General features: G+C 64.5%; 25 protein-coding genes and 2 tRNA genes. 21 read left to right on the top strand and 6 right to left on the bottom strand.

The window, feature by feature from the left end:
- Positions 1 to 5: 5 nt before the first annotated feature.
- Both AC1DT6_RS33185 and AC1DT6_RS33180 read right to left on the bottom strand, forming a co-directional pair.
- Complete coding sequence (locus AC1DT6_RS33185) at positions 6 to 1,112, bottom strand: NAD(P)/FAD-dependent oxidoreductase (protein ID WP_441627325.1); 1,107 nt, start codon at positions 1,110 to 1,112, stop codon at positions 6 to 8.
- Between the two features lie 101 nt (positions 1,113 to 1,213).
- Entirely contained in the window at positions 1,214 to 1,912 is a 699-nt protein-coding gene (locus tag AC1DT6_RS33180; protein WP_441627323.1) for a FadR/GntR family transcriptional regulator, read from the bottom strand.
- Between the two features lie 342 nt (positions 1,913 to 2,254).
- On the opposite strand from AC1DT6_RS33180, the gene AC1DT6_RS33175 reads away from it, so the two are divergent.
- Together AC1DT6_RS33175 and AC1DT6_RS33170 are read left to right on the top strand one after the other, a co-directional pair.
- Entirely contained in the window at positions 2,255 to 3,166 is a 912-nt protein-coding gene (locus tag AC1DT6_RS33175) for a flagellar brake protein (protein WP_477115260.1), read from the top strand.
- 199 nt (positions 3,167 to 3,365) lie between these two features.
- Entirely contained in the window at positions 3,366 to 3,848 is a 483-nt protein-coding gene (locus AC1DT6_RS33170; RefSeq protein WP_441627319.1) for a hypothetical protein, read from the top strand.
- Between the two features lie 58 nt (positions 3,849 to 3,906).
- On the opposite strand, the gene AC1DT6_RS33165 is transcribed toward AC1DT6_RS33170, so the two are convergent.
- On the bottom strand, positions 3,907 to 5,592 hold the full coding sequence (locus AC1DT6_RS33165; protein WP_441627317.1) for an electron transfer flavoprotein-ubiquinone oxidoreductase: 1,686 nt from the start codon (positions 5,590 to 5,592) through the stop codon (positions 3,907 to 3,909).
- 346 nt (positions 5,593 to 5,938) lie between these two features.
- Here AC1DT6_RS33165 and AC1DT6_RS33160 point away from each other — a divergent pair, with 346 nt between their 5' ends.
- The 7 genes from AC1DT6_RS33160 to AC1DT6_RS33130 all read left to right on the top strand — a co-directional run bounded on the left by AC1DT6_RS33160 (position 5,939) and on the right by AC1DT6_RS33130 (position 12,426).
- Positions 5,939 to 6,724: an SDR family oxidoreductase gene (locus AC1DT6_RS33160; protein ID WP_045240045.1), complete on the top strand. Its 786-nt coding sequence runs from the start codon at positions 5,939 to 5,941 to the stop codon at positions 6,722 to 6,724.
- 356 nt (positions 6,725 to 7,080) lie between these two features.
- Positions 7,081 to 7,689: a TRAP transporter small permease gene (locus AC1DT6_RS33155; protein ID WP_441627315.1), complete on the top strand. Its 609-nt coding sequence runs from the start codon at positions 7,081 to 7,083 to the stop codon at positions 7,687 to 7,689.
- Positions 7,686 to 8,990: a TRAP transporter large permease gene (locus tag AC1DT6_RS33150; RefSeq protein ID WP_441627313.1), complete on the top strand. Its 1,305-nt coding sequence runs from the start codon at positions 7,686 to 7,688 to the stop codon at positions 8,988 to 8,990. The genes AC1DT6_RS33155 and AC1DT6_RS33150 overlap by 4 nt, the downstream gene beginning before the upstream one ends.
- 120 nt (positions 8,991 to 9,110) lie before the next feature.
- The gene (locus tag AC1DT6_RS33145; RefSeq protein WP_477115259.1) at positions 9,111 to 10,139 is read left to right on the top strand and encodes a DctP family TRAP transporter solute-binding subunit; all 1,029 of its coding nucleotides are present in this window, start codon (positions 9,111 to 9,113) and stop codon (positions 10,137 to 10,139) included.
- Positions 10,140 to 10,390: 251 nt separating this feature from the next.
- Positions 10,391 to 11,086, top strand: a complete 696-nt coding sequence (locus AC1DT6_RS33140; RefSeq protein ID WP_441627309.1) for a DUF2968 domain-containing protein — start codon at positions 10,391 to 10,393, stop codon at positions 11,084 to 11,086.
- A gap of 245 nt (positions 11,087 to 11,331) precedes the next feature.
- Positions 11,332 to 11,955 (top strand): hypothetical protein, encoded by a 624-nt coding sequence (locus AC1DT6_RS33135; protein WP_441627307.1) that lies wholly within the window; start codon positions 11,332 to 11,334, stop codon positions 11,953 to 11,955.
- Between the two features lie 72 nt (positions 11,956 to 12,027).
- Positions 12,028 to 12,426 (top strand): acyl-CoA thioesterase, encoded by a 399-nt coding sequence (locus AC1DT6_RS33130; RefSeq protein ID WP_441627305.1) that lies wholly within the window; start codon positions 12,028 to 12,030, stop codon positions 12,424 to 12,426.
- A 13-nt stretch (positions 12,427 to 12,439) separates the two neighbouring features.
- On the opposite strand, the gene AC1DT6_RS33125 is transcribed toward AC1DT6_RS33130, so the two are convergent.
- Positions 12,440 to 12,985 carry a PAS domain-containing protein gene (locus AC1DT6_RS33125; protein WP_441627303.1) on the bottom strand — a complete coding sequence of 182 codons (546 nt, stop codon included), beginning with the start codon at positions 12,983 to 12,985 and terminating at the stop codon, positions 12,440 to 12,442.
- A 173-nt stretch (positions 12,986 to 13,158) separates the two neighbouring features.
- Between AC1DT6_RS33125 and AC1DT6_RS33120 the strand changes: the two genes are divergently transcribed.
- Together AC1DT6_RS33120 and AC1DT6_RS33115 are read left to right on the top strand one after the other, a co-directional pair.
- Positions 13,159 to 13,860 carry a CoA transferase subunit A gene (locus AC1DT6_RS33120; protein ID WP_045240052.1) on the top strand — a complete coding sequence of 234 codons (702 nt, stop codon included), beginning with the start codon at positions 13,159 to 13,161 and terminating at the stop codon, positions 13,858 to 13,860.
- Between the two features lie 11 nt (positions 13,861 to 13,871).
- Positions 13,872 to 14,510, top strand: coding sequence for a CoA transferase subunit B (locus AC1DT6_RS33115; RefSeq protein WP_428178738.1), 639 nt, complete (start codon positions 13,872 to 13,874; stop codon positions 14,508 to 14,510).
- A gap of 103 nt (positions 14,511 to 14,613) precedes the next feature.
- On the opposite strand, the gene AC1DT6_RS33110 is transcribed toward AC1DT6_RS33115, so the two are convergent.
- Together AC1DT6_RS33110 and AC1DT6_RS33105 are read right to left on the bottom strand one after the other, a co-directional pair.
- A complete protein-coding gene (locus tag AC1DT6_RS33110) occupies positions 14,614 to 15,087 on the bottom strand; it encodes a DUF411 domain-containing protein (RefSeq protein WP_441627300.1) in 474 nt (157 codons plus the stop codon).
- Between the two features lie 17 nt (positions 15,088 to 15,104).
- Complete coding sequence (locus tag AC1DT6_RS33105; RefSeq protein WP_441627298.1) at positions 15,105 to 15,881, bottom strand: 3-hydroxybutyrate dehydrogenase; 777 nt, start codon at positions 15,879 to 15,881, stop codon at positions 15,105 to 15,107.
- A 200-nt stretch (positions 15,882 to 16,081) separates the two neighbouring features.
- Here AC1DT6_RS33105 and AC1DT6_RS33100 point away from each other — a divergent pair, with 200 nt between their 5' ends.
- From AC1DT6_RS33100 to pheS, 10 genes are all read left to right on the top strand, one after another.
- Positions 16,082 to 16,966 (top strand): alpha/beta fold hydrolase, encoded by an 885-nt coding sequence (locus AC1DT6_RS33100; RefSeq protein ID WP_441627296.1) that lies wholly within the window; start codon positions 16,082 to 16,084, stop codon positions 16,964 to 16,966.
- Between the two features lie 57 nt (positions 16,967 to 17,023).
- The gene (locus AC1DT6_RS33095) at positions 17,024 to 17,386 is read left to right on the top strand and encodes a RidA family protein (RefSeq protein WP_441627294.1); all 363 of its coding nucleotides are present in this window, start codon (positions 17,024 to 17,026) and stop codon (positions 17,384 to 17,386) included.
- Between the two features lie 15 nt (positions 17,387 to 17,401).
- Positions 17,402 to 19,624, top strand: a complete 2,223-nt coding sequence (locus tag AC1DT6_RS33090) for a RelA/SpoT family protein (RefSeq protein WP_441627292.1) — start codon at positions 17,402 to 17,404, stop codon at positions 19,622 to 19,624.
- A 21-nt stretch (positions 19,625 to 19,645) separates the two neighbouring features.
- Positions 19,646 to 19,722, top strand: a tRNA-Val gene (locus AC1DT6_RS33085).
- A gap of 46 nt (positions 19,723 to 19,768) precedes the next feature.
- A tRNA-Val gene (locus tag AC1DT6_RS33080) sits at positions 19,769 to 19,845 on the top strand.
- A 368-nt stretch (positions 19,846 to 20,213) separates the two neighbouring features.
- Positions 20,214 to 22,121 (top strand): threonine--tRNA ligase, encoded by a 1,908-nt coding sequence (gene thrS, locus AC1DT6_RS33075; RefSeq protein ID WP_441627290.1) that lies wholly within the window; start codon positions 20,214 to 20,216, stop codon positions 22,119 to 22,121.
- Between the two features lie 45 nt (positions 22,122 to 22,166).
- Positions 22,167 to 22,688, top strand: coding sequence for a translation initiation factor IF-3 (infC, locus tag AC1DT6_RS33070; protein WP_081488948.1), 522 nt, complete (start codon positions 22,167 to 22,169; stop codon positions 22,686 to 22,688).
- A 168-nt stretch (positions 22,689 to 22,856) separates the two neighbouring features.
- Positions 22,857 to 23,054 carry a 50S ribosomal protein L35 gene (gene rpmI / locus AC1DT6_RS33065; RefSeq protein ID WP_006575466.1) on the top strand — a complete coding sequence of 66 codons (198 nt, stop codon included), beginning with the start codon at positions 22,857 to 22,859 and terminating at the stop codon, positions 23,052 to 23,054.
- A gap of 27 nt (positions 23,055 to 23,081) precedes the next feature.
- Entirely contained in the window at positions 23,082 to 23,438 is a 357-nt protein-coding gene (gene rplT, locus AC1DT6_RS33060) for a 50S ribosomal protein L20 (protein ID WP_006163216.1), read from the top strand.
- Between the two features lie 337 nt (positions 23,439 to 23,775).
- Positions 23,776 to 24,807: a phenylalanine--tRNA ligase subunit alpha gene (gene pheS / locus AC1DT6_RS33055; RefSeq protein WP_045240059.1), complete on the top strand. Its 1,032-nt coding sequence runs from the start codon at positions 23,776 to 23,778 to the stop codon at positions 24,805 to 24,807.
- Positions 24,808 to 24,844: the final 37 nt, after the last annotated feature.

Genomic DNA, 24,844 nt, shown 5'->3' with positions numbered 1-24,844 from the left:
TCGCCTCAGAGCAGGCTTGCGACGCGCTCGGCCAGCGCCAGCGACGAGGTCAGCCCTGGCGACTCGATGCCGAACAGGTTGACCAGCCCGGGTACGCCATGCGTAGCCGGACCATCGATGCGGAAATCCGCCGCCGGCTCGCCGGGTCCGCTGATCTTGGGGCGGATGCCCGCATAGCCCGGCTGCAGTGCGCCGTCGGCCAGTCCCGGCCAGTAATTCCGGACTTCGCCGTAGAAGCTGTCGGCATCCGCGGGATCCACGCCGTACTCGATCTCGTCGATCCATCGCACGTTGGGGCCGAAGCGCGCCTGGCCGCCCAGGTCGATGGTCAGGTGCACGCCCAGTCCGGCGGCCTCCGGCACCGGGTAGATCAGCCGGGAGAAGGGCGCGCGCCCGGCCAGCGTGAAATAGCAGCCCTTGGCGTAATACTGCGGCGGGATGTGCGCGGCGGGCATGCCCGCGATGCTGCGCGCCAGCGCCGGTGCCGTGAGCCCGGCCGAGTTGATCACGGTACGGGCCAGCAGCGTGGTGCCGGCCGCTTCGCCCTGGCCGCCTACGTCAAGCCGGATGCCATTCGCCGTGACGGCGCCGCGCGCCACCGGCGATTGCACCGCCAGCATGGCGCCGGCATTCTCCGCATCACCCAGCAGGGCCAGCATCAGGCCGTGGCTGTCGACAATGCCGGTCGAGGGCGAAAGCAGGGCGGCACGGAATTGCAGGTTCGGCTCCAGCGCCTGTGCCTCGGCCTGGCTGAGCAGCTGCAGGTCGTGCACGCCATTGGCCGCGGCCTTGGCCCGGATGCCTTCCAGCGTGGCCACCTGGGCCTCGGTGGTGGCGACGATCAGCTTGCCGCAGCGCTGGTGGTTGATATGGTGCGAGGCGCAGTACTCGTACAGCATGGATTTGCCGCGGACGCACATCTCTGCCTTGAGCGATCCGGCCGGATAGTAGATACCGGCATGGATCACTTCGCTGTTGCGCGCGCTGGTAATGGTGCCGAAGGCATTTTCCGCTTCCAGGATGATGACCTCGCGGCCCTGCAAGGCCAACTGCCGCGCCACTGCCAAGCCGACCACGCCGGCGCCGATTACCACGCAATCTACTTGTTCCATTGTGTTCCTCTGCTGCTGCGGCTGACGCCTGCCATGTCATGCGAGCCGCGGTTCCCGGATAGTGTCGTGCCGCTTGGCGGCGTGCGCTTGCCGCGCAAGCTTCAGTTCAAGGCCAGCCCCATGCGCCTCGCTGCCGCGCTGAGATGCCGGCGTGCCGCCTGGCGTGCGGCGCCGGGGTTGCCGGCGGCAATGGCTTCGACCAGCGCGGCGTGTTCGCCGTCCGCGCCTTGCGAGCCGCCGCGAAAGCGCGCGGCGTTTTCCCAGGCCGTTTGACGCGCCGCCAGCATGTGCTGGCCGACGAAATCGGTCAGGCCGGTAAAGCACGGGTTGTGCGCGGCCTGCGCAATCGCATGGTGGAACGCCACATCGGCCGCCGCGGCGCTGGCGAAATCGTCCGCATGTCGGCCCATGGCGGCCAGTGCGGCCTGAATGGCTTGCAAGTCTTCCCCCGTGCGGCGCCGGGCGGCCATTTCGGCGCAGGCGCATTCCACCACCATGCGCAGTTCGAATAGCTGGGCCGGGGTCGGGCCGCCCTGCGGCGCCGTGGCCAAGCGCCACACCTGGCCGCCTGGCGTTTCCGATACGTACGCACCCGAGCCCTTGCGCGTGATCAGCAGGCCTTCCGCCTTCAGTTGCGCGATGGCCTCGCGGACGATCGGGCGGCTCACGCCAAAGGTCTCGCCCAAGGCCGCTTCGGCCGGGAGGCGGGCGCCGGCGGCGAAGCGGCCAGCCGCAATGTCGGCGCGCAGGGCGTCGGCGATGCGGGCGGCAAGCGAGGCGGGGCGGGTCAGAATGGTCATCAGTAAATCTGTAAGGCTGTCAGACAGATTGTGGGGAGAGTTTGCGAGGAAAGCGGGATGGCGTCAAGGATCGCCGGATCGCGATGTCAGGAATCGACCTTAAGGTTTTACGGAACTGGCCGATAAAAAGCCAGGTGAGAAGCGCTATTCACCTTGGACATCGCGGTGAACGTCGGCCTGGACATGGGTACGCGCGTTGCCGTCCGCCCCCTGGGGCGTTTCGGCGAGGCCAGGCGACGCGATATGCGCTGAGCGCCTCGCCGGGTGGTGGCTGCGGGACACGTTCCCGTGGCCACCGTTGGATCTGCCACGCCTGTAGCCTGGGCGTCACTGCTGCCTGCCATGATTGCACTTACCCCTAACGATCTCCCGGTCGGGCAGCCCTTGCCCTGGTCCTTGTTGGACGAGGCGGGAAACCTCGTGCTCGGCAGCGGTAGCGTGATCCCCGAGGATCGCGATGTCGCCCTGGTCTTCCGGCACGGCACGGTGTGCCGGCCCGATAGCGAGCCGGGCGAACTGGAAGATGGCGGCCGGCCCGCCACTGYCGGGCCGCTTGGCCTACAGGTTGGCACGCTGTTGCAGGTCAAGGCGCCGGGCCAGACAGGCCGCGCCGCCGCCAGCCGGTTGATCGGCTTTGTCGAGCAGGGCCTGTTTGTGACGTGGCCACAGCTCGGCGGCAAGGAATTGCAGGTCCAGGCCGGCGCCACAGTGCTATTGCGCGGCTTTTCCGGCCATGCGATCCTCAGCTTCGAATCGACCGTGACTGCGATCTGTCGCAGTCCCTTCCGCTATCTGGTGTTGTCTGCGCCGGCCGAGTCGCAGCAGCTTCCAGTGCGCACAGCCACCCGCGTGCCGACCCGCCTGGCCGCCTACCTGGTCGATCCCGGGAGCACGGCGAACGACACGCTGCAGGCCGACGGGGCTGCCCCGCAGGCAGGACCGAGCCCCCGCCTGCCGGCCAGGCTGGTGCTGCTGACCGACCTGAGTACCGGCGGCGCGCAGATCCAGATTGCCGGGCCGGTGCCGGCGCCAGGTACATCGGTACGCTTGTGCTTTCATCTGCGCACTGCGGCGCTGGACAGCGAGATCATGGTCGACGGCCTGGTGCGCAACCCGTTGCCCGCCGAGAGCGATACAGAGTTCCCCTCATTCGGCGTTGCTTTCGATGTGCTCGGTGAGCGGGAGTTGACGCTGCTTCAGTGCTTTATCTACGAACAGTTGCTGGCAAGTGCCAGCATGCAGGTTTCTACCTGATGTCCTGTGCCTGCTTGCTATCGGCAGCGGGGGGAAGGACGCTGCCGTGACGGTCGCGCTCATTCYGGCGTTTGGAGCTAATCTTCTAGCGCCAGCCTTGCCCCGCGCGCTCGGGCCGTCTCTACTGTCCCCTGCAATGAAAAGCGGTTATTGCGGCCGCTTGTCCCGATCAGACCCATCACGATGACGAGGAGACATCATGAAGCGGAGCCCTCGCTTCGGCGCCAGCCTTTGCGCGTCCATTTTGGCTTGCCTGCTTGCGGTTGCCGTGCCCGCCACGGCCAATGCCATGAATGGACTTGGCCAGTCCCGTGCATTCTCGGCGGAAGAACGTTTGCTTGGGTTAGACGTCCGGTCTAGCGAAAGACCGGATAACAGCCTCGCCCGCGGCAGCGAGTTCCGTCCTGATCCGGACGGGGCCGGAGTGGGCCTGCTGGCGATGTCTCCCCTGGAAGTCGCCTCGGTCACCGCTATCGGCAAGCCAGGTCCCGATGGTGGCGTATCGGGCGTGGTGCTGGCGTTGATCGACGGCATCGGGCAGGTGCCGCTCGCCGGCCCGGCGCTGATTACCTTGATCGCCGGCGTGGCCGACGTGATCGGTTGGTGTCAGGACGTGCCAGACAGCAAGCCGCATTATCACGATTCGCTGGCATTGCCCGCGACATCGAGCCCGCAAGCCTGAACAGGCAAAAAAAACGGCACCGAATCGGGTGCCGTTTCCTATTGCCCTTGGGTCGAGCTTACATGCCTACGTAGTTCGGGCCGCCACCGCCTTCCGGTGTCACCCATACGATATTCTGCGTGGGATCCTTGATGTCGCAGGTCTTGCAGTGCACGCAGTTCTGCGCATTGATCTGCAGGCGTTCCTTGCCATCGTCGTTCTGCACGAACTCGTAGACGCCAGCCGGGCAGTAACGGCTTTCGGGGCCGGCAAACTTGTCCCAGTTGACGTTGACGGGCACGCTGGCGTCTTTCAGCGTCAGGTGGGCCGGCTGGTTTTCCTCGTGATTGGTGTTGCTGATGAACACCGAACTGAGGCGGTCGAAGGTCAGCTTGCCGTCCGGCTTGGGATAGACGATCTGCTGGCACTCGGCGGCCGGCTTGAGGTAGACGTGGTCCGGCTTCTCGCGGTGGATGGTCCAGGGCGGGTTGCGGATGCCGAGCTTGGGCAGCAGCCATTGCTCGATACCGGTCATCAGGGTGGCGGTGGTGCGCCCCTTCTTGAACCACTGCTTGAAGTTCTTCGCCTGCAGCAGTTCCTTGTGCAGCCAGCTGTTTTCGAAGGCGGTCGGGTATGCCGTCAGTTCGTCATGCTGGCGGCCGGCCTGCAAGGCGTCGTACGCGGCCTCGGCGGCCATCATGCCGGTCTTGATGGCGGCATGGCTGCCCTTGATGCGCGAGGCGTTCAGGTAGCCCGCGTCGCAGCCTACCAGGGCGCCGCCCGGGAATACGGTCTTGGGCAGCGACAGCAGGCCGCCGGCCGTGATGGCGCGGGCGCCGTAGCTGATGCGCTTGCCGCCTTCAAAATACTTGCGGATCTCAGGGTGGGTCTTGAAGCGCTGGAATTCCTCGAAGGGCGACAGCCACGGGTTGGTGTAGTCCAGGCCGACCACGAAGCCCACCGCGACCTTGTTGTCTTCCATGTGGTACAGGAAGGAGCCACCGTAGGTGGCCGGGTCCAGCGGCCAGCCGGCCGTGTGCACCACCAGGCCGGGCTGGTGCTTGGCGGGATCGATCTCCCACAATTCTTTGAGGCCGATGCCGTAGCTCTGCGGATCCTTGCCCGCATCGAGCCTGAACTGCGAAATCACCTGCTTGCCCAGGTGTCCGCGCGAGCCCTCGGCGAAGATGGTGTACTTGGCATGCAGTTCCATGCCGAGCTGGAAGTTCTCGGTGGGCTCGCCTTCCTTGTTGATGCCCATATTGCCGGTGGCCACGCCCTTGACCGAGCCATCGTCGTTGTAGAGCACTTCGGCGGCCGGGAAGCCGGGGAAGATTTCCACGCCCAGCGCTTCGGCCTGCTGGCTCAGCCAGCGCGTGAAGTTGGACAGGCTGATGATGTAGTTGCCGTGGTTGTGGAAGCATTCCGGCAGCAGGGCGGACGGGGTTGCCTTGGAACCGGTTTCGTTGAGGAACAGGAATTTGTCTTCAGCGACCGGCTGGTTCAGCGGCGCGCCAAGTTCCTTCCAGTTCGGGAACAACTCATTCAGTGCACGCGGGTCCATGATGGCGCCGGACAGGATGTGGGCGCCGGGTTCGGAGCCTTTTTCCAGCACGCATACGTTGACTTCGTTGCCTTTCTCCTGCGCGAGCTGCTTCAGGCGGATGGCGGTTGCCAGGCCGGCGGGGCCGCCGCCGACGATGACAACGTCGTATTCCATGGCCTCGCGGGGGCCGTACTGCTCCAGGAGCTGTTGCTGATTCATTGTCTCTAACCCTCTATTCTTGGCAACTTGCGCGCAATTGTGGGAAATGCCGTGTTCGGTGGTACCGGGGATGCGATGATCGGGGGAAACCGGGGGGCAAGGGCGGGGCGCAGAAGGCGCCGATCGTGCCGGCCTGCGTGTTTTTCCTCTTTCCCTTTATAGCCCGAGTTCTTAGAATCTCCGGCATTGTCCGGGACTCGCCACGGTCAGGCAAGATTTTTTTTGGAACGACCGTTCTTTTTTTTGATATGCTGCCTTCCATTTGAGCCAGGCAGTTTCGTGAGGAGCACCCCGTAGCCGTGGCCATGGCAGGCGGCGCGGGGGGCTCCCGAACATCGAGGTCAATATGGGTTTGTCGATCAATCTGGAAGGCAAGGTCGCGCTGGTAACAGGCGCTTCGAGCGGTCTGGGCACGCGGTTTGCCCACGTCCTGGCCTCGGCTGGCGCCAAGGTTATACTGGCGTCGCGGCGGACCGAGCGGCTCAAGGAACTGCGTGCCGCGATCGAAGCCGAGGGGGGCAGCGCCCATGTGGTGCAGCTGGACGTGACCGACCACGACAGCATCCGCTCCGCGGTGGCGCATGCCGAGACCGAGGCGGGTGCGATCGATATCCTGGTCAATAACTCGGGGGTTTCCACCACGCAGCGCCTCACCGACGTAACCCCTGACGATTTCGATTTTGTCTTCGATACCAATACCCGGGGTGCCTTTTTCGTGGCCCAGGAAGTGGCCAAGCGTATGATCGCGCGCTCCAAGGGAGCCGAGAAAAACGGCAATCCGCTGCCGCAGTCGCGCATCGTCAACATTGCATCGGTGGCCGGGCTCAAGGTGCTGTCGCAGATCGGCGTGTACTGCATGAGCAAGGCCTCGGTGGTGCATATGACCAAGGCGATGGCGCTGGAATGGGCGCGCCACGGCATCAACGTCAATGCGATCTGCCCCGGCTATATCGATACCGACATCAATCACCACCACTGGGACACCGATGCGGGCCAGAAACTGATCCAGATGCTGCCGCGCAAGCGCGTGGGCAAGCCCGAGGACCTGGACGGCCTGCTGCTGCTGCTGGCGTCCGACCAGTCCGCATTCATCAACGGCGCGATCATCACGGCCGACGACGGCATGGTGTAACCGAGGTCAACGGCGGCGGGCTACACGCCCGCTCGCCCCGGCAAACTGGTTCTGCCACGCACCATAAGTGCGGGCAGGCATGCGGTTCGCTGTCCCTGGGCTTATCCGGTCCCCTTGGGCGCGACGCGCATCGGCGGCTTGCCGGATTGCCCGTTACCGACAGGCCGCGCGAGCCCCGGCCGGGCACATGGGCGCCATGTCCAGCCGATGCCGGGTTGCGGGACCAAGCAAAAGTTCCCGCACGCTCCACAGTCTTGGCATAATCCGCCATGTCTTGAGATTAAGTCTTTACATAATTCAAAGAATATCCGCCTGCGGCCAGGAGCGCCGCGCGGACCGGACCGGAGGCCGGGGAGATGCAAGCAGATAGGGAGGGACGGCGCGATGCCGACCCGCAAGACGTCACGGCCATGCCGGACGAGACTGGCGCCAGCCAGCAAGGGGACAGCAGCTTCAGGGTTTCGCCGCGGCTCGAAGACTGGGTCGGCGTGGTCGTCATGGTGCTGTTGGTGTGCATCACCTTCGCCAATGTGGTGGTCCGTTACTTCACCGATGAGTCCTTTGCCTGGACCGAGGAATTCTCGGTCTTCCTGATGATCGTGCTGGCCCTGGTGGCAGGCAGCGCCGCGGTGGCGCGCGACCGCAATATCCGCATCGAGTTTTTCTTCGAGCGCGGCAGCGCGGCTCGGCAGCGGCGCCTGGCAGTATTGTCGGCGCTGGCCGTCGCGGTGATGTTCATCGCGCTGGCGGTACTGGGCGGGCGCATCGCCTGGGACGAATACACGTTTGGCGAGACCTCGCCGGGCATCGGCGTGCCAAGCTGGTGGTACTCGGTCTGGCTGCCGGTGCTGTCGGCCGCCATCGCGCTGCGGGCGTTCGGCGTGGCGGTACGCAACCTGCGCGCGCTCAAGGCCATGCATGCCGGGAGCGCGGATGGCGTACCTGCTTCGGAGTCCGCGCCATGACCCTCGTTGCGATCATTCTGTTTGTGGTTTTTCTTGGCCTGATGATGCTTGGCGTGCCGATCGGCGTGTCGCTGGGCCTCGGTGGCCTGGTGGCGATCGGCCTGTCCAACCTGGATACGCAGATGTTCGGCCTGCTGGCCGTGCCGCAGAACTTCTACGCCGGCCTCGGCAAATACCCGCTGCTGGCCATCCCGATGTTCGTGCTGGTCGGTTCGATCTTCGATCGTTCCGGCGTGGCGCAGCGTCTCGTGACCTTCGCCATTGCCATCGTCGGGCGCGGCCCCGGCATGCTGCCGCTGGTGGCCATCCTGGTGGCCATGTTCCTGGGCGGGATCTCCGGCTCCGGCCCGGCCAACGCGGCCGCGGTGGGCGGCGTGATGATCGCGGCCATGTCGCGGGCCGGTTATCCCGGCGCGTACAGCGCGGCCGTGGTTGGCGCCGCCGCCGCCACCGACATCCTGATCCCGCCCTCGGTTGCCTTCATCATCTATAGCGTGCTGGTGCCCGGCGCGTCGGTGCCGGCGCTGTTCGCCGCCGGCATGATCCCCGGCATCCTGGCCGGTGTGGCGCTGATCGTGCCGGCCGTCTGGCTGGCACGCAAGCACAATATGGGCGCCATCGAGGCCGGGCTGCCGCGTCCGCCGTTCTGGAAGAGCCTGCGCGAAGCGGCCTGGGGGCTGGTCGCGCCGTTCCTGATCCTGGGCGGCATGCGCGCGGGCTGGTTCACGCCGACCGAGGCTGCCGTGGTGGCAGTCGTGTACGGCTTGTTCGTCGGCATGGTGATCTATCGCAGCATCGGCCTGCGCGACCTGTTCGTGATCTTTCAGGAAGCGGCGGAGACTTCCGCAGTCATCCTGCTAGTGGTGGCGCTGGCCGGCATCTTTGCCTATGCGCTGTCCACGCTGGGCGTGATCGATCCGCTGGCCAATGCCATCGCGCATTCGGGGCTGGGCGAGTACGGCGTGCTGGCGCTGATCGTGGCCTTGTTGATGACGGTGGGGATGTTCCTCGACGGCATTTCGATCTTCCTGATCTTCGTGCCGCTGCTGCTGCCGATCGCCAACGCCTTCCACTGGAATCCGGTGTGGTTCGGCGTGGTGTTGACGCTCAAGGTCGCGCTTGGCCAATTTACGCCGCCGCTGGCGGTGAACCTGATGGTCTCGTGCCGGATCGCGCGCGTGCGGATGGAAGAGACCGTACCCTGGGTGATCTGGATGCTGCTGGCCATGTTCGTCGCCATGCTGATGGTGCTGGCCTATCCGCCACTGGCGACGTGGCTCCCGGACTATCTCGGTTATTGAAGCTGAATCGGAAGTTGATCCCATGGACGGGCTTCGCGGCTCGCCTGCGGGATCGCGCAATGAGCCACGCTCAACGCAGTGCATAAGAAACACACAACACATCCTGAGAGGAGAGAATCCATGAAACGTCGTGCCTTGATGCTGTCGCTGGCAGCCACCATCGCCGCTGCCGCCCTCGCGCCCGCTGGCGCCATGGCGCAGGCCTACAAAGCCGAGTACAAGATGTCGCTGGTGCTCGGCCCGGCCTTCCCGTGGGGCAAGGGCGGCGAGATCTGGGCTGACCTGGTGCGCCAGCGCACCAGCGGCCGCATCAATATCAAGCTCTACCCCGGCACCTCGCTGGTGGCGGGCGACCAGACCCGCGAGTTCTCGGCGATCCGCCAGGGCGTGATCGACATGGYGGTCGGCTCGACCATCAACTGGTCGCCGCAGGTCAAGGAACTGAACCTGTTCTCGCTGCCGTTCCTGATGCCGGACTACAAGGCGCTGGACGCGCTCACCCAGGGTGAGGTCGGCAAATCGATCTTCGCGACGCTGGACAAGTCCGGCGTGGTGCCGCTGGCCTGGGGCGAGAACGGCTTCCGCGAAGTCTCCAACTCCAAGCGCGAAGTCCGCAAGCCGGAAGACCTGAAGGGCATGAAGCTGCGTGTGGTGGGCTCGCCGCTGTATATCGAGACCTTCAACGCACTCGGCGCCAATCCGACCCAGATGAGCTGGGCCGACGCGCAGCCGGCCATGGCCTCGGGCGCCGTGGATGGCCAGGAGAACCCGCAATCCGTGTTCGCCGCTGCCAAGCTCTACACGGTGGGTCAGAAGTTCGTCACCACCTGGGGCTACGTGGCCGACCCGCTGATCTTCGTGGTCAACAAGCAGATCTGGGAAAGCTGGACGCCGGCCGACCGCGAGATCGTCAAGCAGGCCGCCATCGATGCCGGCAAGCAGGAAATCGCGCTGGCGCGCAAGGGCCTGGTTGAGCCGGGCGTGCCGGGCTGGAAGGATATGGAAGCCCACGGTGTGAAGGTGTCGCAACTGACGCCGGCCGAGCACGATGCCTTTCGCAAGGCCACGGCCAAGGTCTACGACAAGTGGAAGAAGCAGATCGGCACCGACCTGGTCAGCAAGGCTGAAGCCTCGATCGCCAAGCGGTAAGCCGTGAGGAGGGATCGCGGTGCCTGCGAGGGCACGGAGAGCAGGGGCCGTTCGCGGACCCTGCTCTCCTTTGGCGGACGGATTGCGTCGCCAAAATGATCGCAATTGTCACAAATTTGGGAATATCCCGGTCGTTTGATAGAATGCGCCTTTCGCGGCGCATGGGAATTCCATCGCCGCGCGCCTGCCGCGCGCGCGGCGGCGGCCCGGGATCCCAAGAAGGTCCCGTCCTGTGTCCCGACCGGAATGTCATGCCGAACAAGCCTCGCCGTACCTCCTTGCCTGCCCGCCTGACGGGCCTAGCCCTGCTGCTGTCCGTGGCTGGTGCGCAGGCTGCGATGGCGCAGGCAGCATCGCCTGCCGTCCAGGTGGCGCAGGACAGCCTGCCGGCATCGGCCTCTTCGCTGGGGCTTGTGGCGGAACTACAGCAACGGCTGCGGGACAAGGCCGTGCGCGAACTGCGTACCAGCTACAACGGCGATTACGGCACCACGCTGATGCTTGCGGACGACCAGGTGGTCTGCTACGTGGCGCTGTTCTATCAGAAGAACCTCTGGCGGGTTTTCCGCTTTGAGTCGTTCGCTGCGGCGGAGCAGGCTTACCGCCAGTTGACCCAGCAGAGCACGGCCTGGGCGGACGACGATATCCGCCGACAGGTGCTGGCATCGCAGAAACGCGCATTTGACCGGGCCTTGCAAGAGAGCGAGGCGCGGGCAAACGCGCTCAACGAAGACGTGCGCGTGATGCAGGCGCAGCGCCAGCGCATCGCCGAGGAGCAGAAGGTGTCGCGCGTCGAGGTGCAGAGCGCGGAAATCGAGAGCCGTGCCTCGCGCATCCGCCTGGAGCAGCTGCAGCAGCAGATTCGCCGCATGGAGTCGTCGCTGACGGATTCCGGGCTGGTCATCCCCGGGGCGCCGGGGAGTGACCGTCCGGCGCGCCGCCAATAAGCCGTTTGCGCCTGCTTGGCAGAAATTTCCGAATGCTGAAGCAGAACTGTCTGAATTTCCCTATCTTTCCGTAGCGCTATGATTTCGCCCGGACCCGTTTCGCCCGCATAGGCTGGCGAGGCCGCGTCGCGTTTGCGCTGCAGAGGTGAGCCCCAGTGTCCCATTCCATTTTTCCATCGTACGCCAATCTTGATGTGCCGCCCCCATGGGGCACGGAGTTGGATGTGCGCGATGCGTTGGCGGCAATGCGTACCGCAGCTATCAAGCAGCATCTTGCTGCCACCGGTCCTGCGCATGCGCAGTCGTTGCGTCGCGTGCGCCTGCGCGGGCTGGCGGCCGGTGCGTTTGGCGGCGGCCTGGCTGTCGTGGTGGCGTGGCTTGTGACAGTGCTACTGGTGGCTCCGGCGCCATTACCCGCGCCCGCTACCGCCGGATTGCAAGCCGTGACCGTCCAGCGACCGGAAACTGCGGCGGCAGACGTGCAGAACTTGCCCGCGCCGCCGGATCCCGTTGCTGCCTTGCCTGCGGAACCCGCCGGCTACGAGCCCGAACCGGTCGCCGTGCCTCATCCCGTCGTAATCGCCCAAAGGGGCCGGCCGAAGGCGGGCGAAAGGGGGGCTACGGCCACGGCAGCCAGCCCGGTGACGCCGGCTGCGAATGCGGTCACACGGAGGCAGCCGTATGCCGCTCCGGTCCGGTTCGTGCCCTCGGCCAGCGGCAACGACAGCCAGACGCAGCCGCGCAGCGAGGCGGCCGATTTGCCGGTCTCAGGCGCCCCGGATATCGACCTGCGCCCGAGCGCAGTCGCATTCGTGCCGCCTGACATGCGCTTCGAACTGCAAGGCCATGCCCGGCTGATCGACGACTAAGGCGGGCGCGCCAGGCGCGAACCGTCGTTTCCGCCGATGGAAGCGAAGCGCCCCCGTGATAGGCTCGGGGCCATGAAACCCGTATTCACTCTCCTCATGCCCATCCGGTGGGGCGACATGGACGCCATGGGCCATGTCAACAACACGGTCTACTTCCGCTACCTGGAGCAGGCGCGCATTGCCTGGTTCGAGTCGCTCGGCCTTGGCGGCAAGGATGCCAACGGTTGCGGCCCGATCATCATCAACGCGCACATGACCTTCATCAGGCAGTTACGCTATCCGGGCGATATCGAGTGCCGCCTGTTTGCCGGCGATCTGGGACGCACCAGCTTCGAGACCCACATGGAGATCCGCCGCACCGATCAGCCCGATGTGGTGTATGCGGAGGGCGGCGCCAAGGTGGTGTGGTGTGACTATGAGGCCGAGAAATCGGTACCCGTGCCGCCGGCGATCCGTGCGCTGATGGCGTAGGCGTTCCGCGCCCCTAGTGGTTGACCAGGCGTTGCACCAGGTCCACCGAGGTATGGGCGCCGTATTTCTTCATCAGCCTGGCCCGGTAGATGTCCACCGTGCGCGGGCTGATCGACAGCAGCTTGCCGATCTGCTTGCTGGTCTTGCCGTCGACCAGCTGCGCGGCGATATCGCGCTCGCGGGCCGTCAGCTCGGCGGTGACCGGACGCTTCTGCGAGAGATCTTCGAAGGTCCAGATGCCGGCGCCCAGCGGCTGCTGGCGATCCAGCGAGCGTCCGGTGACATGGCACCAGAACAGCTCGCCGCCGGCGCGCTTCATGATGCGCTCGTCGGAGTAAGTGCCCTTGGCGTTCATGATGGGCACGATCCGCGCGCCGGTGCGCTCGAATTCATCCGCGGTGGGATAGAGTACCTGGAACGACTCGCCGATCAGGGCCTGCCTGGTGGTGCCGAAGATGCGGCAAAGCTCGTCATTGCAGTCCTCGATCATGCGCTCGCGCGACAGCACAAGGCCCACTGGCGCGAGCTGGAAAGCGGTCTGGTAGTCGATAGCGGGCATTTGCTTATGTAATTGTACGTATTGGCGCGGGCTGCGGCGCTTGCGTATGCTGTCGGGCAGTCGGCAATCTGGCGATTTCCGTCCGATTGTACCGTTACAATTTCCCTGCGTGACTCGCCGGCATCACCCGGAGGCGGGCGCAAAGACAGGAAATCACCGAGGAAGGAGCAAACATGAACAAGGTCTATGCCAGCGCCGCGGAGGCGCTCGCGGGCGTGGTTCGCGACGGCCAGACGATCGCGGTTGGCGGTTTCGGTCTGTGCGGCATCCCGGAGGCGCTGATTGCCGCCCTGCGCGACAGCGGCGCCAAGCAACTCACCTGTATCTCGAACAACGCCGGCGTGGACGGTTTTGGCCTCGGCCTGCTGCTCGCCACGCGCCAGATCAAGAAGATGATCTCCTCCTAYGTGGGCGAGAACAAGGAGTTCGARCGSCAGTACCTGGCCGGTGAACTTGAGCTGGAGTTCACCCCGCAAGGCACGCTGGCCGAGAAGCTGCGCGCCGGCGGCTCGGGCATCCCCGCGTTCTTCACCAAGACCGGCGTGGGCACCATCGTGGCCGACGGCAAGGAAATCCGCGAATTCGATGGCCAGCAGTACGTGATGGAACGCGCGCTGACCGCCGACGTGGCGCTCGTCAAGGCGTACAAGGCGGACCGCGCCGGCAACCTGGTGTTCCGCCGCACCGCGCGTAACTTCAACCCGATGTGCGCGATGGCCGGCAAGTTCACCGTGGTCGAAGTCGAGCACCTGGTCGATACCGGCACGCTGGATCCGGACGAGATCCACACGCCAGGCATTTTTGTGCAGCGCATCGTGCTGAACGCCAATCCCGAGAAACGCATCGAGCAGCGCACCGTGCGTGCCGCCAGCTAAGGAGAAACATCATGGCATGGACACGTGACGAAATGGCGGCGCGCGCCGCTAGCGAACTGCAGGACGGCTTCTACGTGAACCTGGGCATCGGCCTGCCGACGCTGGTGGCCAACCACGTTCCCGCGGGAATGGAAGTCTGGCTGCAATCCGAGAACGGCCTGCTGGGCATCGGCCCGTTCCCGACCGAGGCCGAGGTCGACGCCGACATGATCAATGCCGGCAAGCAGACCGTGACCACGCTGCCGGGCTCGTCGATCTTCTCCTCGGCGGATTCCTTTGCGATGATTCGCGGGGGCCATATCAACCTGGCCATCCTGGGCGCCATGCAGGTAAGCGAGAAGGGCGACCTGGCCAACTGGATGATCCCGGGCAAGATGGTCAAGGGCATGGGCGGCGCGATGGACCTGGTGGCAGGCGTGGGCCGCGTTGTGGTGTTGATGGAGCACACGGCCAAGAAGAAGGACGGCACCGAGGACATCAAGATCCTGGCGACGTGCGCATTGCCGCTGACCGGCGTGGGCGTGGTCAACCGCATCATCACGGACCTCGGCGTGATCGACGTGACCGAAGCCGGCCTCAAGCTGGTGGAAACGGCGCCGGGCGTGAGCCGCGAAGAGATCCAGAGCAAGACGGGCGCCCCGCTGCTCTGATGCGCTTTGCCGCGCCGGCCTTCGTGGCGGGCGCGGAGTGGCAATGAAAAAGCCCCGCGAGCTTGCGTTCGCGGGGCTTTTTGCTGGCGCTGCGGTGGCTTCGTCAGGCGCGGCGCTTGTTGTAGCTGGCGAAGACCGAGGCGCCACCGTCCGCGCGGACCAGCAGGACATCGAAAGGATCCTTGCGCGAACCCTGTTCCATGCCCGGCGAACCCACCGGCATGGCCGGCACCGCCAGGCCCGCGGCCTTGGGTTTGCCGGCCACCAGCCGCTTGATGTCGGCCGCCGGCACATGCCCTTCGACCGCGTAGCCGGCGATACGGCCGGTATGGCAGGAGCCGAAGCGCTCGGGAATGCCAAAGCGGGCGCGATAAACGCCGGTGTCTTCCACGTCGCGCACGGTGACGGCGAAGCCGTTCGCGCGCAGGTGCTCGACCCAGCCCTCGCAGCAGCCGCATTGTGGGCTCTTGTACACCTCGATGGCGAGCGGGGCGGCAGCGGTGCTGGCGCCGGCACGCAGCCCTAGCGAGACCGTGGCGCCGATGGCCAGGGTGCGGAGAAAGCGGCGCCGTTGCATGGTTTGTGCTGGTGCGCTCATTGCGCCACCCAGCCGCCATCCATGTTCCAGGCCACGCCGCGCACCTGCCGGGCCGCGTCGCTGGCGAGGAACACGGCCAGCGCGCCAAGCTCCTCGGGCGTAACGAACTGGCCGGAAGGCTGCTTCTCGATCACCAGTTCATGCTTGGCTTGCTCGACCGGGATGCCGTCCTTCTGGGCGCGCGCTTCCACCTGTTTCTGCACCAGCGGCGTCAGTACCCAGCCCGGGCAGATCGCATTGGCGGTGACGCCGGTCTGCGCGGTTTCCAGGGCCGTCACCTTGGTCAGCCCGACGATGCCGTGCTTGGCTGCGACATAGGCGGACTTCTGCGCCGACGCCACCAGTCCGTGGGCGGAGGCGATATTGATGACGCGGCCCCAGTCCTTGCGCTTCATGCCCGGCAGCGCCAGGCGGGTGGTGTGGAAGGCGGAGGTCAGGTTGATGGCGATGATCGCGTCCCAGCGCTCGGGCGGAAAGTCCTCGATATTGGCCACATGCTGGATGCCGGCGTTATTGACGAGGATATCGGCGCCGCCGAATTCCGTTTCGGCATAGCGCATCATGTCCTCGATCTCCGCGGACTTGCTCATGTCCGCGCCGTGGTAGCCAACGCGGATGCCCGCGCCGGACTGCGCGATCTCGCGCTTGGCGCCGTCGGCGTCGCCGAAGCCATTGACGATGATGTTGGCGCCCTGCGCGGCGAGTGCCTGCGCGATGCCGAGACCAATACCGCTGGTGGAACCCGTGACTAGCGCCGTCTTGCCTTTGAGCATGTTTTGCCCTCCGTCGGGAGATTTTGATGTTGGAATTGGACTGCGTGAACAGGCTGTCGTCCGCCAGCGGCAAAGGCATGGCGGCGCGAACCCGGATGCTGTGGCATTGTAACTGCTGCAGCGTACAATCCAGCTTTGCTTAACCTGGGCGCCGCCTGTTGGCGGTGCCGTTCTTGCTACCGTCTTGCCAGGGAGTTCAGATGTCAGTCAGCCCGCGCCTCGGCTTCGTTCAGTGCATCAGCCCGGCGGGTCTTCACCGCATGGCCTATCACGAGTGGGGCGACCCCACCAATCCCAGGGTGCTGATGTGCGTGCATGGCCTGACCCGCACCGGCCGCGACTTCGACACCGTCGCCGCCGCGCTGTGCGGCGAGTACCGCGTGGTGTGCCCAGACGTGGTCGGGCGTGGCCGTTCGGACTGGCTGGCGGACCCGCGCCGCTATGTGGTGCCGCAGTACGTCTCGGATATGGTCACCCTGATCGCCCGGCTCAATGTGGAGCAGGTCGACTGGTTCGGTACCTCGATGGGCGGCCTGATCGGCATGGGGCTGGCGGGGTTGCCCAAGACGCCGGTGCGCAAGCTGCTGCTCAACGACGTGGGCCCGCGCATCGCCGCCTCGGCGGTGGAGCGGATCGGCGCCTACCTGGGCCTGCCGGTGCGCTTCAAGACCTTCGAGGAAGGCCTGGCCTACCTGCAGACCATCAGCGCGTCCTTTGGCCGTCACACACCCGAGCAGTGGCGCGAGCTTAACGGCGCCATTCTCAAGCCGGTGCAGGGCGTGGAAGGCCTGGAATGGGGTTTGCATTACGATCCGGCGATGGCGCTGCCGTTTCGCGAGACCACGCCCGAGCAGGTGACTGCCGGCGAAGCGGCGCTGTGGCACATGTTCGAGGCCATCCAGGCGCCGACGCTGGTGGTGCGCGGCGCGCAGTCCGATTTGCTGACGCGCGAGACGGTGGCGGAAATGGTCTCGCGCGGACGCGACGTGAGCGCGGTGGAGGTGCCGGACGTCGGGCACGCCCCGACGTTCATCGACCCCGCGCAAGTGGCCATTGCCAAGCAATTTTTCCTGGGCGCGGCCTGAAGGCGGCCGCGGCCCGGATCCGATGTTTGAAGTCTTACCGACAACTAGAGTATTGCCATGAGTACCAGTGAACTGAAGCGCGCCCATGTGGGCAAGCGCCTGTCCGAATACGCGATCTACAACGGCGTGGTCTACCTCGCCGGCCAGGTGCCGGAGGTCGATCCCGGCGCGGATCTGCGCGGCCAGACCCGTGAGGTGCTGGGCCACATCGAGCGTCTCCTGAACGAAGCCGGCAGCGACAAGAGCCGGATCCTGTCGTGCCAGATATTTCTCACCGACATCGACCAGATCGGCATCATGAACGAGGTCTGGGATGAATGGGTGGTGCAGGGCAATACGCCCCCGCGCGCCACGGTGGAGGCGCGCCTGGCCAATCCGCAATACCTGATCGAAGTGGTGGTTACCGCCGCGCTCAAGTGAGGTTGGGGCAGCGAGATGGTGACGTCGACTGACCTGACCGGGCAGATTGCCGGCACGCCCGATTCCGGGCTGGTGGAGCGCGCCCTGGATTTCGTGCGCGAGCGTGGCAGCGAGGCGATGCTGCCCACCGGCGAAACCGTGTTCTCGCATGCCGAGGGCATGCTGCGCATTCTCGACGGGCTGCGCGTCGACGATGCCGCGCGCGCCGCGGCCTGCCTGTTTGCGCTGGCGGCGTTCGTGCCCGGCAGCGAGGTGGAAATCGAGCCGCTGTTTGGCGAGGAGGTCGCGAGGCTCGTCAAGGGCGTGAGGCAGTTGTTGCGTATCGGTGCGATCGCGGTGGGCCACAGCGGCGCGCCCGAAACCACCAAGGACGAAATCGCCGCGCGGCAGGAGCAGGTGGAAGCGCTGCGCAAGATGCTGCTGGCCTTCGCGCAGGACATCCGCGTGGTGCTGGTGCGGCTGGCCTCGCGCCTGCAGACGCTGCGCTGGCTGGCGCAGGCTAAGGCGCAGCCGTTGCCCGGTGTCGCGCGCGAAACGCTGGACATCTACGCGCCGCTGGCCAACCGGCTCGGGATCTGGCAGATGAAGTGGGAGCTGGAAGACCTGGCCTTCCGCTTCGAGCAGCCTGACACCTACAAGCGCATCGCGCGCCTGCTTGATGAAAAACGGATCGAGCGCGAAGGCTATATCGCGAGCGCCATCGCGCGGCTCCAGTCCGAGCTGGCTGCGGCGGACATCCGCGCGGAAGTGACCGGCCGCCCCAAGCATATCTACAGCATCTGGAAGAAGATGCGCGGCAAGGAACTCGACTTTGCCGATCTCTATGATGTGCGCGCCTTCCGCGTGATCGTCGACGACATCAAGGATTGCTACACCGTGCTGGGCATCGTGCACCATATCTGGCAGCCGATCCCGCGCGAGTTCGATGACTATATTTCCCGGCCGAAGTCGAACGGCTACAAGTCGCTGCACACGGTGGTGATCGGCGACGACGGGCGCGCCTTCGAGGTGCAGATCCGCACCCAGGAGATGCATCACTTCGCCGAGTACGGCGTGGCCGCGCACTGGCGCTACAAGGAGGCCGGCGCCAAGGGTTACAGCGGGCAGTTCTCGGCCAGTGAGCGCTACGACGAGAAGATTGCCTGGTTGCGCCAGTTGCTGGCCTGGAAGGACGATGCCGATCATTCCGTGGCGCACGACGAGTCGCCATGGGAGCAGCTCAAGCATGCGGCCATCGACGACCACATCTATGTACTGACGCCGCAGGCGCGCGTGGTGGCCTTGCCGCAAGGCGCCACGCCAGTGGATTTTGCGTATTACCTGCACACCGATCTTGGCCATCGCTGCCGCGGCGCGCGCGTGGACGGCACCATGGTGCCGCTGAACACGCCGCTCAAGAACGGCCAGACGGTGGATATCATCGCTGTCAAGCAGGGCGGGCCGTCGCGAGACTGGCTCAATGCGGAGCTGGGCTACCTGGCCAGCCCGCGCGCGCGGGCCAAGGTACGCGCCTGGTTCAATGCGCTCGATTCGCAGGAGACCATGTCGCAAGGCCGCGCGCTGATCGACAAGACCCTGCAGCGCGAGGGCAAGACCGCCGTCAACCTGGATGACCTCGCTACGCGGCTCGGCTTCAAGATGCCGGACGACCTGTTCGCCGCGGTCGCCAAGGATGAATTCAGCCTGCGCCACGTGGAGCAGGCGCTGCGGCACCCCGAAGGCGAGGCCGCGGTGGTGCAGAGCGAAGAAGAGGCAGTCACCAAGAAGAGCCGCGCCACCAGCGTGGCGCGCGGCGCCAAGAGCGGCGTGCTGGTGGTGGGCGTGGATTCGCTGATGACGCAGATGTCCAAGTGCTGCAAGCCGGCGCCGCCGGACGAGATCGTGGGCTTCGTCACGCGCGGGCGCGGTGTTTCCATCCATCGCCGCACCTGCCACACCTTCGGCCAGCTTTCGGCGCGCGCGCCTGAGCGCGTGATCCAGACCGAGTGGGGCAAGAAGAGCGATGCGGTGTATCCGGTGGACATTCACGTGGAGGCGATCGACCGGCAAGGGCTGCTGCGCGACATCTCGGAAGTGCTGTCGCGCGAGAAGATCAACGTCACCGGCGTGAAGACGCTATCGAGCAAAGGCGTTGCCCGGATGCAGTTCACCGCCGAGGTTTCGGAGGCCACGCAACTGCAGCGCGCACTCGGATTGATAGAAGATGTGGTGGGGGTCTTGCAGGCGAAAAGAAAGTGATGCTATACTTTCGTTCTCCGCAGGCTCGTAGCTCAGCTGGTTAGAGCACCACCTTGACATGGTGGGGGTCGTTGGTTCGAGTCCAATCGAGCCTACCAACGCATAAGTAGTAAGAGTAGTGCAGTGAAGTTCAAGTAGTGCCATAGGCTCGTAGCTCAGCTGGTTAGAGCACCACCTTGACATGGTGGGGGTCGTTGGTTCGAGTCCAATCGAGCCTACCAACGCATAGCAGTAAGAAGTAGCAAGCAGTACCGAAGCAGTCCGGTTCAACCCCGACAACCTGGAACGGAAAAGGCGCCATGTTCAAGACACAGCGAACTACTACCGCTAATTAGCGACAGTAGTCGAGGTGCGCCTTCGGACCCGGTGGATTGGGGTTAAATCGAAAAACAACGCAGCCTTGGCTGCGTTTTTTTTCGTCTGTCGCTTCTTGGCTCCCTGATATCCTGCTCGGTCGCCGGTAAGTGCAACCGAGTGAAATCCCCGCTGCATGGTCCATGCCTGTCGCATGTGCCCGGCGCTATAAGATGCTTTTCATTCGCTTGCCGGAGGCATTGCCCCGGCGGGTGGATTCCTGATGAGGTGCAAGATGATCGCAATCACGCTGCCGGATGGTTCCCGCCGCGAATTTCCCGGCCCGGTGACGGTTGCCGAAGTGGCGCAGAGCATTGGCTCGGGCCTGGCCAAGGCCGCTCTGGCCGGGAAGGTGGACGGCCAGATGGTCGATACGAGCCATCTGATCGATCGCGATGCTAGCCTGGCCATTGTCACGGACAAGGATGCCGACGGCGTCGACGTGATCCGTCACTCGACGGCGCACTTGCTGGCCTACGCCGTCAAGGAGTTGTATCCCGAGGCGCAGGTGACGATCGGCCCGGTGATCGAGAACGGCTTCTATTACGACTTCGCCTACAAGCGCCCCTTCACGCCCGAGGATCTGGTTGCCATCGAAAAGAAGATGGCCGAGCTTGCCAAGAAGGACGAGAAGGTGACGCGCGAGGTCTGGAGCCGCGACGAAGCCGTGCAGCTGTTCGAGTCGATGGGCGAGAAGTACAAGGCCGAGATCATTGCCTCGATTCCGCAGGATCAGGAGATCGGCCTGTACCGCGAAGGCAAGTTCGTCGACCTCTGCCGTGGTCCGCACGTGCCGTCCACGGGCAAGCTCAAGGTCTTCAAGCTGATGAAGGTGGCCGGCGCCTACTGGCGCGGCGACGCCAAGAACGAGATGCTCCAGCGCATCTACGGCACGGCCTGGGCCAAGAAGGAAGATCAGGAAGCCTACCTGCACATGCTGGAGGAGGCCGAGAAGCGCGACCACCGCAAGCTGGGCAAGCTGCTTGACCTGTTCCACCTGCAGGAGGAAGCGCCTGGCATGGTGTTCTGGCATCCCAAGGGCTGGCAGGTTTGGCAGGCGGTGGAGCAGTACATGCGTGGCCGCCTGACGCAGGCTGGCTATGAAGAGGTACGTACGCCGCAAGTGATGGATCGTTCGCTGTGGGAAAAGTCAGGTCACTGGCAGAACTACAAGGAGAACATGTTTGTCACGGAGTCGGAAAAGCGCGACTACGCGATCAAGCCGATGAACTGCCCCGGCCATGTGCAGATCTTCAACCATGGCCTGCGCTCCTATCGCGACCTGCCGCTGCGTCTCGCCGAGTTCGGTGCCTGCCATCGCAATGAGCCCTCGGGCGCACTGCATGGCCTGATGCGCGTACGCGGTTTTGTGCAGGATGATGCGCACATTTTCTGCACGGAAGAGCAGATCGTGGCGGAGGCGAAGGCGTTCAACGAACTGGCATTCTCCGTGTACGACGATTTCGGCTTCAAGGACATCGCGGTCAAGCTTTCGCTGCGTCCTGATCAGCGCGCCGGTTCGGACGAGGTCTGGGACCATGCCGAGGAAGGCCTGCGGCTGGCGCTGCGCGCCTGCGGCGTGGAGTGGGAAGAACTGCCGGGCGAGGGCGCCTTCTACGGTCCCAAGGTGGAATACCATATCAAGGACGCAATCGGCCGTTCCTGGCAATGCGGCACGCTGCAACTGGACCTGGTGCTGCCGGAGCGCCTGGACGCCGAGTACGTTTCGGAGGATAACTCGCGCAAGCGTCCGGTGATGCTGCATCGGGCTATCCTGGGCTCTTTCGAGCGCTTCCTGGGCATCCTGCTGGAGAATCATGCCGGCGCGCTGCCCGCCTGGCTGGCACCGGAGCAGGTCGTGGTGCTGAATATTGCCGATTCCCAGGCGGAATATGCTGAAAACGTCGTGCAACTTCTGCAAAAACAAGGATTTAGGGCAAAGGCGGATTTGCGTAACGAGAAAATTACGTATAAAATCCGCGAGCATTCCCTTCAGAAGATTCCCTACCTGCTGGTAGTGGGCGACAAGGAGCGGGATGCCAGTCAAGTGGCCGTGCGTGCCCGTGGCAACGTGGATCTGGGTGTCATGCCCGTCTCCGCGTTTGTGGAGCGTCTGCAACAGGACGTTTCCAGCAAAGCCTGATGGGATGAGCACGGCTTGTTTTTTGTCTTCTTGAGGTAACGCAACATCGCTACAGACAAAGGTCATCGCATCAATCGCGAAATCAGCGCACCCGAATTGCGCCTGGTCGGGGTTGATAATGAGCAGCTCGGCATCGTCAAGTTCATGGACGCGCTTCGCCTGGCTGAGGATAAGGACTTGGACCTGGTGGAAATCGCTCCGACAGCGGTGCCGCCGGTTGCCCGTATCATGGATTACGGCAAGTTCAAGTACGAGGAAGCCAAGCGCGCGCACGACGCCAAGCTGAAGCAGAAGATCATCCAGGTCAAGGAAGTCAAGTTCCGGCCGGGTACGGATGATGGCGACTACAACGTCAAGCTGCGCAACTTGAAGCGTTTCCTTGAAGACGGCGACAAGACCAAGATCACGCTGCGCTTCCGCGGCCGTGAGATGGCGCACCAGGAAATCGGCGCACGTGTGCTCGAACGCCTGAAGGCGGATCTGGAAGAAGTCGGCCAGGTCGAGCAGATGCCGAAGATGGAAGGCCGCCAGATGGTGATGGTGCTGTCTCCCAAGAAGAAGAAGTAAGATTTTTGCGCGCCGCCGCGGCCCGGAGGGGATTCCTCCGGGCGCGGTGTCGTGCGAAAGCGGCGCAGGTGCCTCCGCGGCATCGCGCAACAATAAGTGGATGCGGGTTTTGCAAGTGCTGGCGCCAGCTGGCCACCTGCATGCATGTCATAGAAGCTGGAGTTTTTCATGCCGAAGATGAAGACCAAGAAAAGCGCTTCCAAGCGCTTTACTGCGCGTCCGAATGGTTCGTTCAAGCGTGGCCAGGCCTTCAAGCGTCACATCTTGACCAAGAAGACCACCAAGAACAAGCGTCAACTGCGCGGCACCCAGGACGTCCATGAGACGAACCTGAAGTCCGTTCGCGCAATGATGCCTTACGCATAACCCTAACGAAAACGAAAGGAGCATTTCATGCCTCGAGTAAAACGTGGGGTCACTGCACGGGCCCGCCATAAGAAAGTCATCGTCGCTGCCAAGGGTTTCCGCGGCCGCCGCAATAACGTCTACCGTATCGCCAAGCAGGCGGTCATGCGCGCTGGTCAGTACGCATACCGCGATCGCCGCAACAAGAAGCGCGTGTTCCGCGCTCTCTGGATTGCGCGTATCAATGCTGCTTCGCGTGAGCATGGCATGACCTACAGCGTGTTCATGAATGGTCTGAAGAGGGCCTCGATTGAGCTGGACCGCAAGGTGCTGTCGGACATGGCTATTCATGACAAGCCTGCCTTTGCCGCCATCGTCAACCAGGTGAAAGCCACCGTTGCCTGATGCCGGCTCCGGGATGCCGCGCTAGTTCCTGGCGCGGCGCCCCGGGCGCAAGCACCGACCGCAAGGTCGACAGCATTTCCGCCGAATTTGCCCGAGCAGCGCCCGTCGCTGCAGCGGCGATTCAGCCGGACCTGCAGAAACGGGGCTCCTCACCGAGCCCCGTTTTTATTTCGAATGCCGTTTTGCATCGTGCCACCGCACGCCGCAAGACGACATCCGAAACGAAGCCCGCGCCGCCCCCGGTGCCGCACGGACTCTGCACCCACATCGCACCTAGTGCCAACCCACGCCCGGGCCCTGCGTGACCCGGACGCCAAATTTATCGCCGACCGCCGCCATGTCTCTGGATCCGGATCAAATCGTCGCCGACGCCCAGGCCGCCTTCGCCGCAGCCAACGATAACGCCACGCTGGAAAACGAAAAAGCCCGCTTTCTCGGCAAGACCGGCGCGCTCACCGAACTGCTCAAGAGCCTCGGCAAGCTTGACCCGGAAACCCGCAAGAGCGAAGGCGCGCGCATCAACCAGGCCAAGCAGCAGGTCGAGGCCGCGCTGCAGGCACGCCGCCAGGCACTGGCCGATGCGCTGATGAACGCGCGGCTGGCTGCAGAAGCCATCGATGTGACGCTGCCCGGCAGGGCGGTTGCCCGCGGCAGCCTGCATCCGGTGATGCGCACATGGGAGCGGGTGGAGCAGATCTTCGGCTCGGTTGGCTTCGACGTGGCCGATGGTCCCGAGATCGAAACCGACTGGATGAACTTCACCGCGTTGAACAACCCGGACAACCATCCGGCCCGTTCAATGCAGGATACGTTCTATGTGGACGGCCGCGACAGCGAAGGCAAGTTGCTGCTGCTGCGTACCCACACCAGCCCGATGCAGGTGCGCTACGCGCGCATGCACGTGGAGAAGTACAAGGGCCGCGAGATGCCGCCGATCAAGGTGATCTGCCCGGGCCGTACTTACCGCGTCGACAGCGATGCCACGCACTCGCCGATGTTCAACCAGGTCGAAGGCCTGTGGATCGGCGAGGACGTGAGCTTTGCCGACCTCAAGGGCGTGTACACCGACTTCCTGCGCAAGTTCTTCGAGCGCGACGACATCCAGGTGCGTTTCCGCCCCTCGTACTTCCCGTTCACGGAGCCGTCGGCGGAAATCGACATGGCCTTCGGCAACGGCAAGTGGCTGGAGATTTCGGGCTCGGGCCAGGTGCATCCCAATGTGCTGCGCAATATGGGCCTGGACCCGGAGCGCTACATCGGCTTCGCCTTCGGTTCGGGCCTCGAACGCCTGACCATGCTCCGCTACGGCATCAACGACCTGCGCCTGTTCTTCGAAGGCGACGCGCGTTTCCTGCGCCAGTTCGCCTGAGGCGCCCGCCGCGCCCGAGCACATCGTCACCGACACC

Source organism: Cupriavidus sp. 01L45 (assembly GCF_056399885.1).
The sequence above is the reverse complement of the archived record's forward strand: the minus strand, read 5'-3'. Positions and strand labels throughout refer to the sequence as shown.

What these genes read in the sequence shown, in the direction of transcription:
- pheS (WP_045240059.1), top strand. Translation starts at nt 23,776, where the DNA reads ATGTCTCTGGATCCGGATCAAATCGTCGCCGACGCCCAGGCCGCCTTC.
- AC1DT6_RS33125 (WP_441627303.1), bottom strand. Translation starts at nt 12,985, where the DNA reads ATGCCCGCTATCGACTACCAGACCGCTTTCCAGCTCGCGCCAGTGGGC.
- AC1DT6_RS33160 (WP_045240045.1), top strand. Translation starts at nt 5,939, where the DNA reads ATGGGTTTGTCGATCAATCTGGAAGGCAAGGTCGCGCTGGTAACAGGC.
- AC1DT6_RS33130 (WP_441627305.1), top strand. Translation starts at nt 12,028, where the DNA reads ATGAAACCCGTATTCACTCTCCTCATGCCCATCCGGTGGGGCGACATG.
- thrS (WP_441627290.1), top strand. Translation starts at nt 20,214, where the DNA reads ATGATCGCAATCACGCTGCCGGATGGTTCCCGCCGCGAATTTCCCGGC.
- rplT (WP_006163216.1), top strand. Translation starts at nt 23,082, where the DNA reads ATGCCTCGAGTAAAACGTGGGGTCACTGCACGGGCCCGCCATAAGAAA.
- AC1DT6_RS33180 (WP_441627323.1), bottom strand. Translation starts at nt 1,912, where the DNA reads ATGACCATTCTGACCCGCCCCGCCTCGCTTGCCGCCCGCATCGCCGAC.
- AC1DT6_RS33110 (WP_441627300.1), bottom strand. Translation starts at nt 15,087, where the DNA reads ATGCAACGGCGCCGCTTTCTCCGCACCCTGGCCATCGGCGCCACGGTC.
- AC1DT6_RS33090 (WP_441627292.1), top strand. Translation starts at nt 17,402, where the DNA reads ATGGTGACGTCGACTGACCTGACCGGGCAGATTGCCGGCACGCCCGAT.
- AC1DT6_RS33185 (WP_441627325.1), bottom strand. Translation starts at nt 1,112, where the DNA reads ATGGAACAAGTAGATTGCGTGGTAATCGGCGCCGGCGTGGTCGGCTTG.
- AC1DT6_RS33115 (WP_428178738.1), top strand. Translation starts at nt 13,872, where the DNA reads ATGGCATGGACACGTGACGAAATGGCGGCGCGCGCCGCTAGCGAACTG.
- AC1DT6_RS33105 (WP_441627298.1), bottom strand. Translation starts at nt 15,881, where the DNA reads ATGCTCAAAGGCAAGACGGCGCTAGTCACGGGTTCCACCAGCGGTATT.
- AC1DT6_RS33150 (WP_441627313.1), top strand. Translation starts at nt 7,686, where the DNA reads ATGACCCTCGTTGCGATCATTCTGTTTGTGGTTTTTCTTGGCCTGATG.
- AC1DT6_RS33095 (WP_441627294.1), top strand. Translation starts at nt 17,024, where the DNA reads ATGAGTACCAGTGAACTGAAGCGCGCCCATGTGGGCAAGCGCCTGTCC.
- AC1DT6_RS33140 (WP_441627309.1), top strand. Translation starts at nt 10,391, where the DNA reads ATGCCGAACAAGCCTCGCCGTACCTCCTTGCCTGCCCGCCTGACGGGC.
- AC1DT6_RS33135 (WP_441627307.1), top strand. Translation starts at nt 11,332, where the DNA reads ATGCGTACCGCAGCTATCAAGCAGCATCTTGCTGCCACCGGTCCTGCG.
- AC1DT6_RS33100 (WP_441627296.1), top strand. Translation starts at nt 16,082, where the DNA reads ATGTCAGTCAGCCCGCGCCTCGGCTTCGTTCAGTGCATCAGCCCGGCG.
- rpmI (WP_006575466.1), top strand. Translation starts at nt 22,857, where the DNA reads ATGCCGAAGATGAAGACCAAGAAAAGCGCTTCCAAGCGCTTTACTGCG.
- AC1DT6_RS33165 (WP_441627317.1), bottom strand. Translation starts at nt 5,592, where the DNA reads ATGAATCAGCAACAGCTCCTGGAGCAGTACGGCCCCCGCGAGGCCATG.
- AC1DT6_RS33155 (WP_441627315.1), top strand. Translation starts at nt 7,081, where the DNA reads ATGCAAGCAGATAGGGAGGGACGGCGCGATGCCGACCCGCAAGACGTC.
- AC1DT6_RS33170 (WP_441627319.1), top strand. Translation starts at nt 3,366, where the DNA reads ATGAAGCGGAGCCCTCGCTTCGGCGCCAGCCTTTGCGCGTCCATTTTG.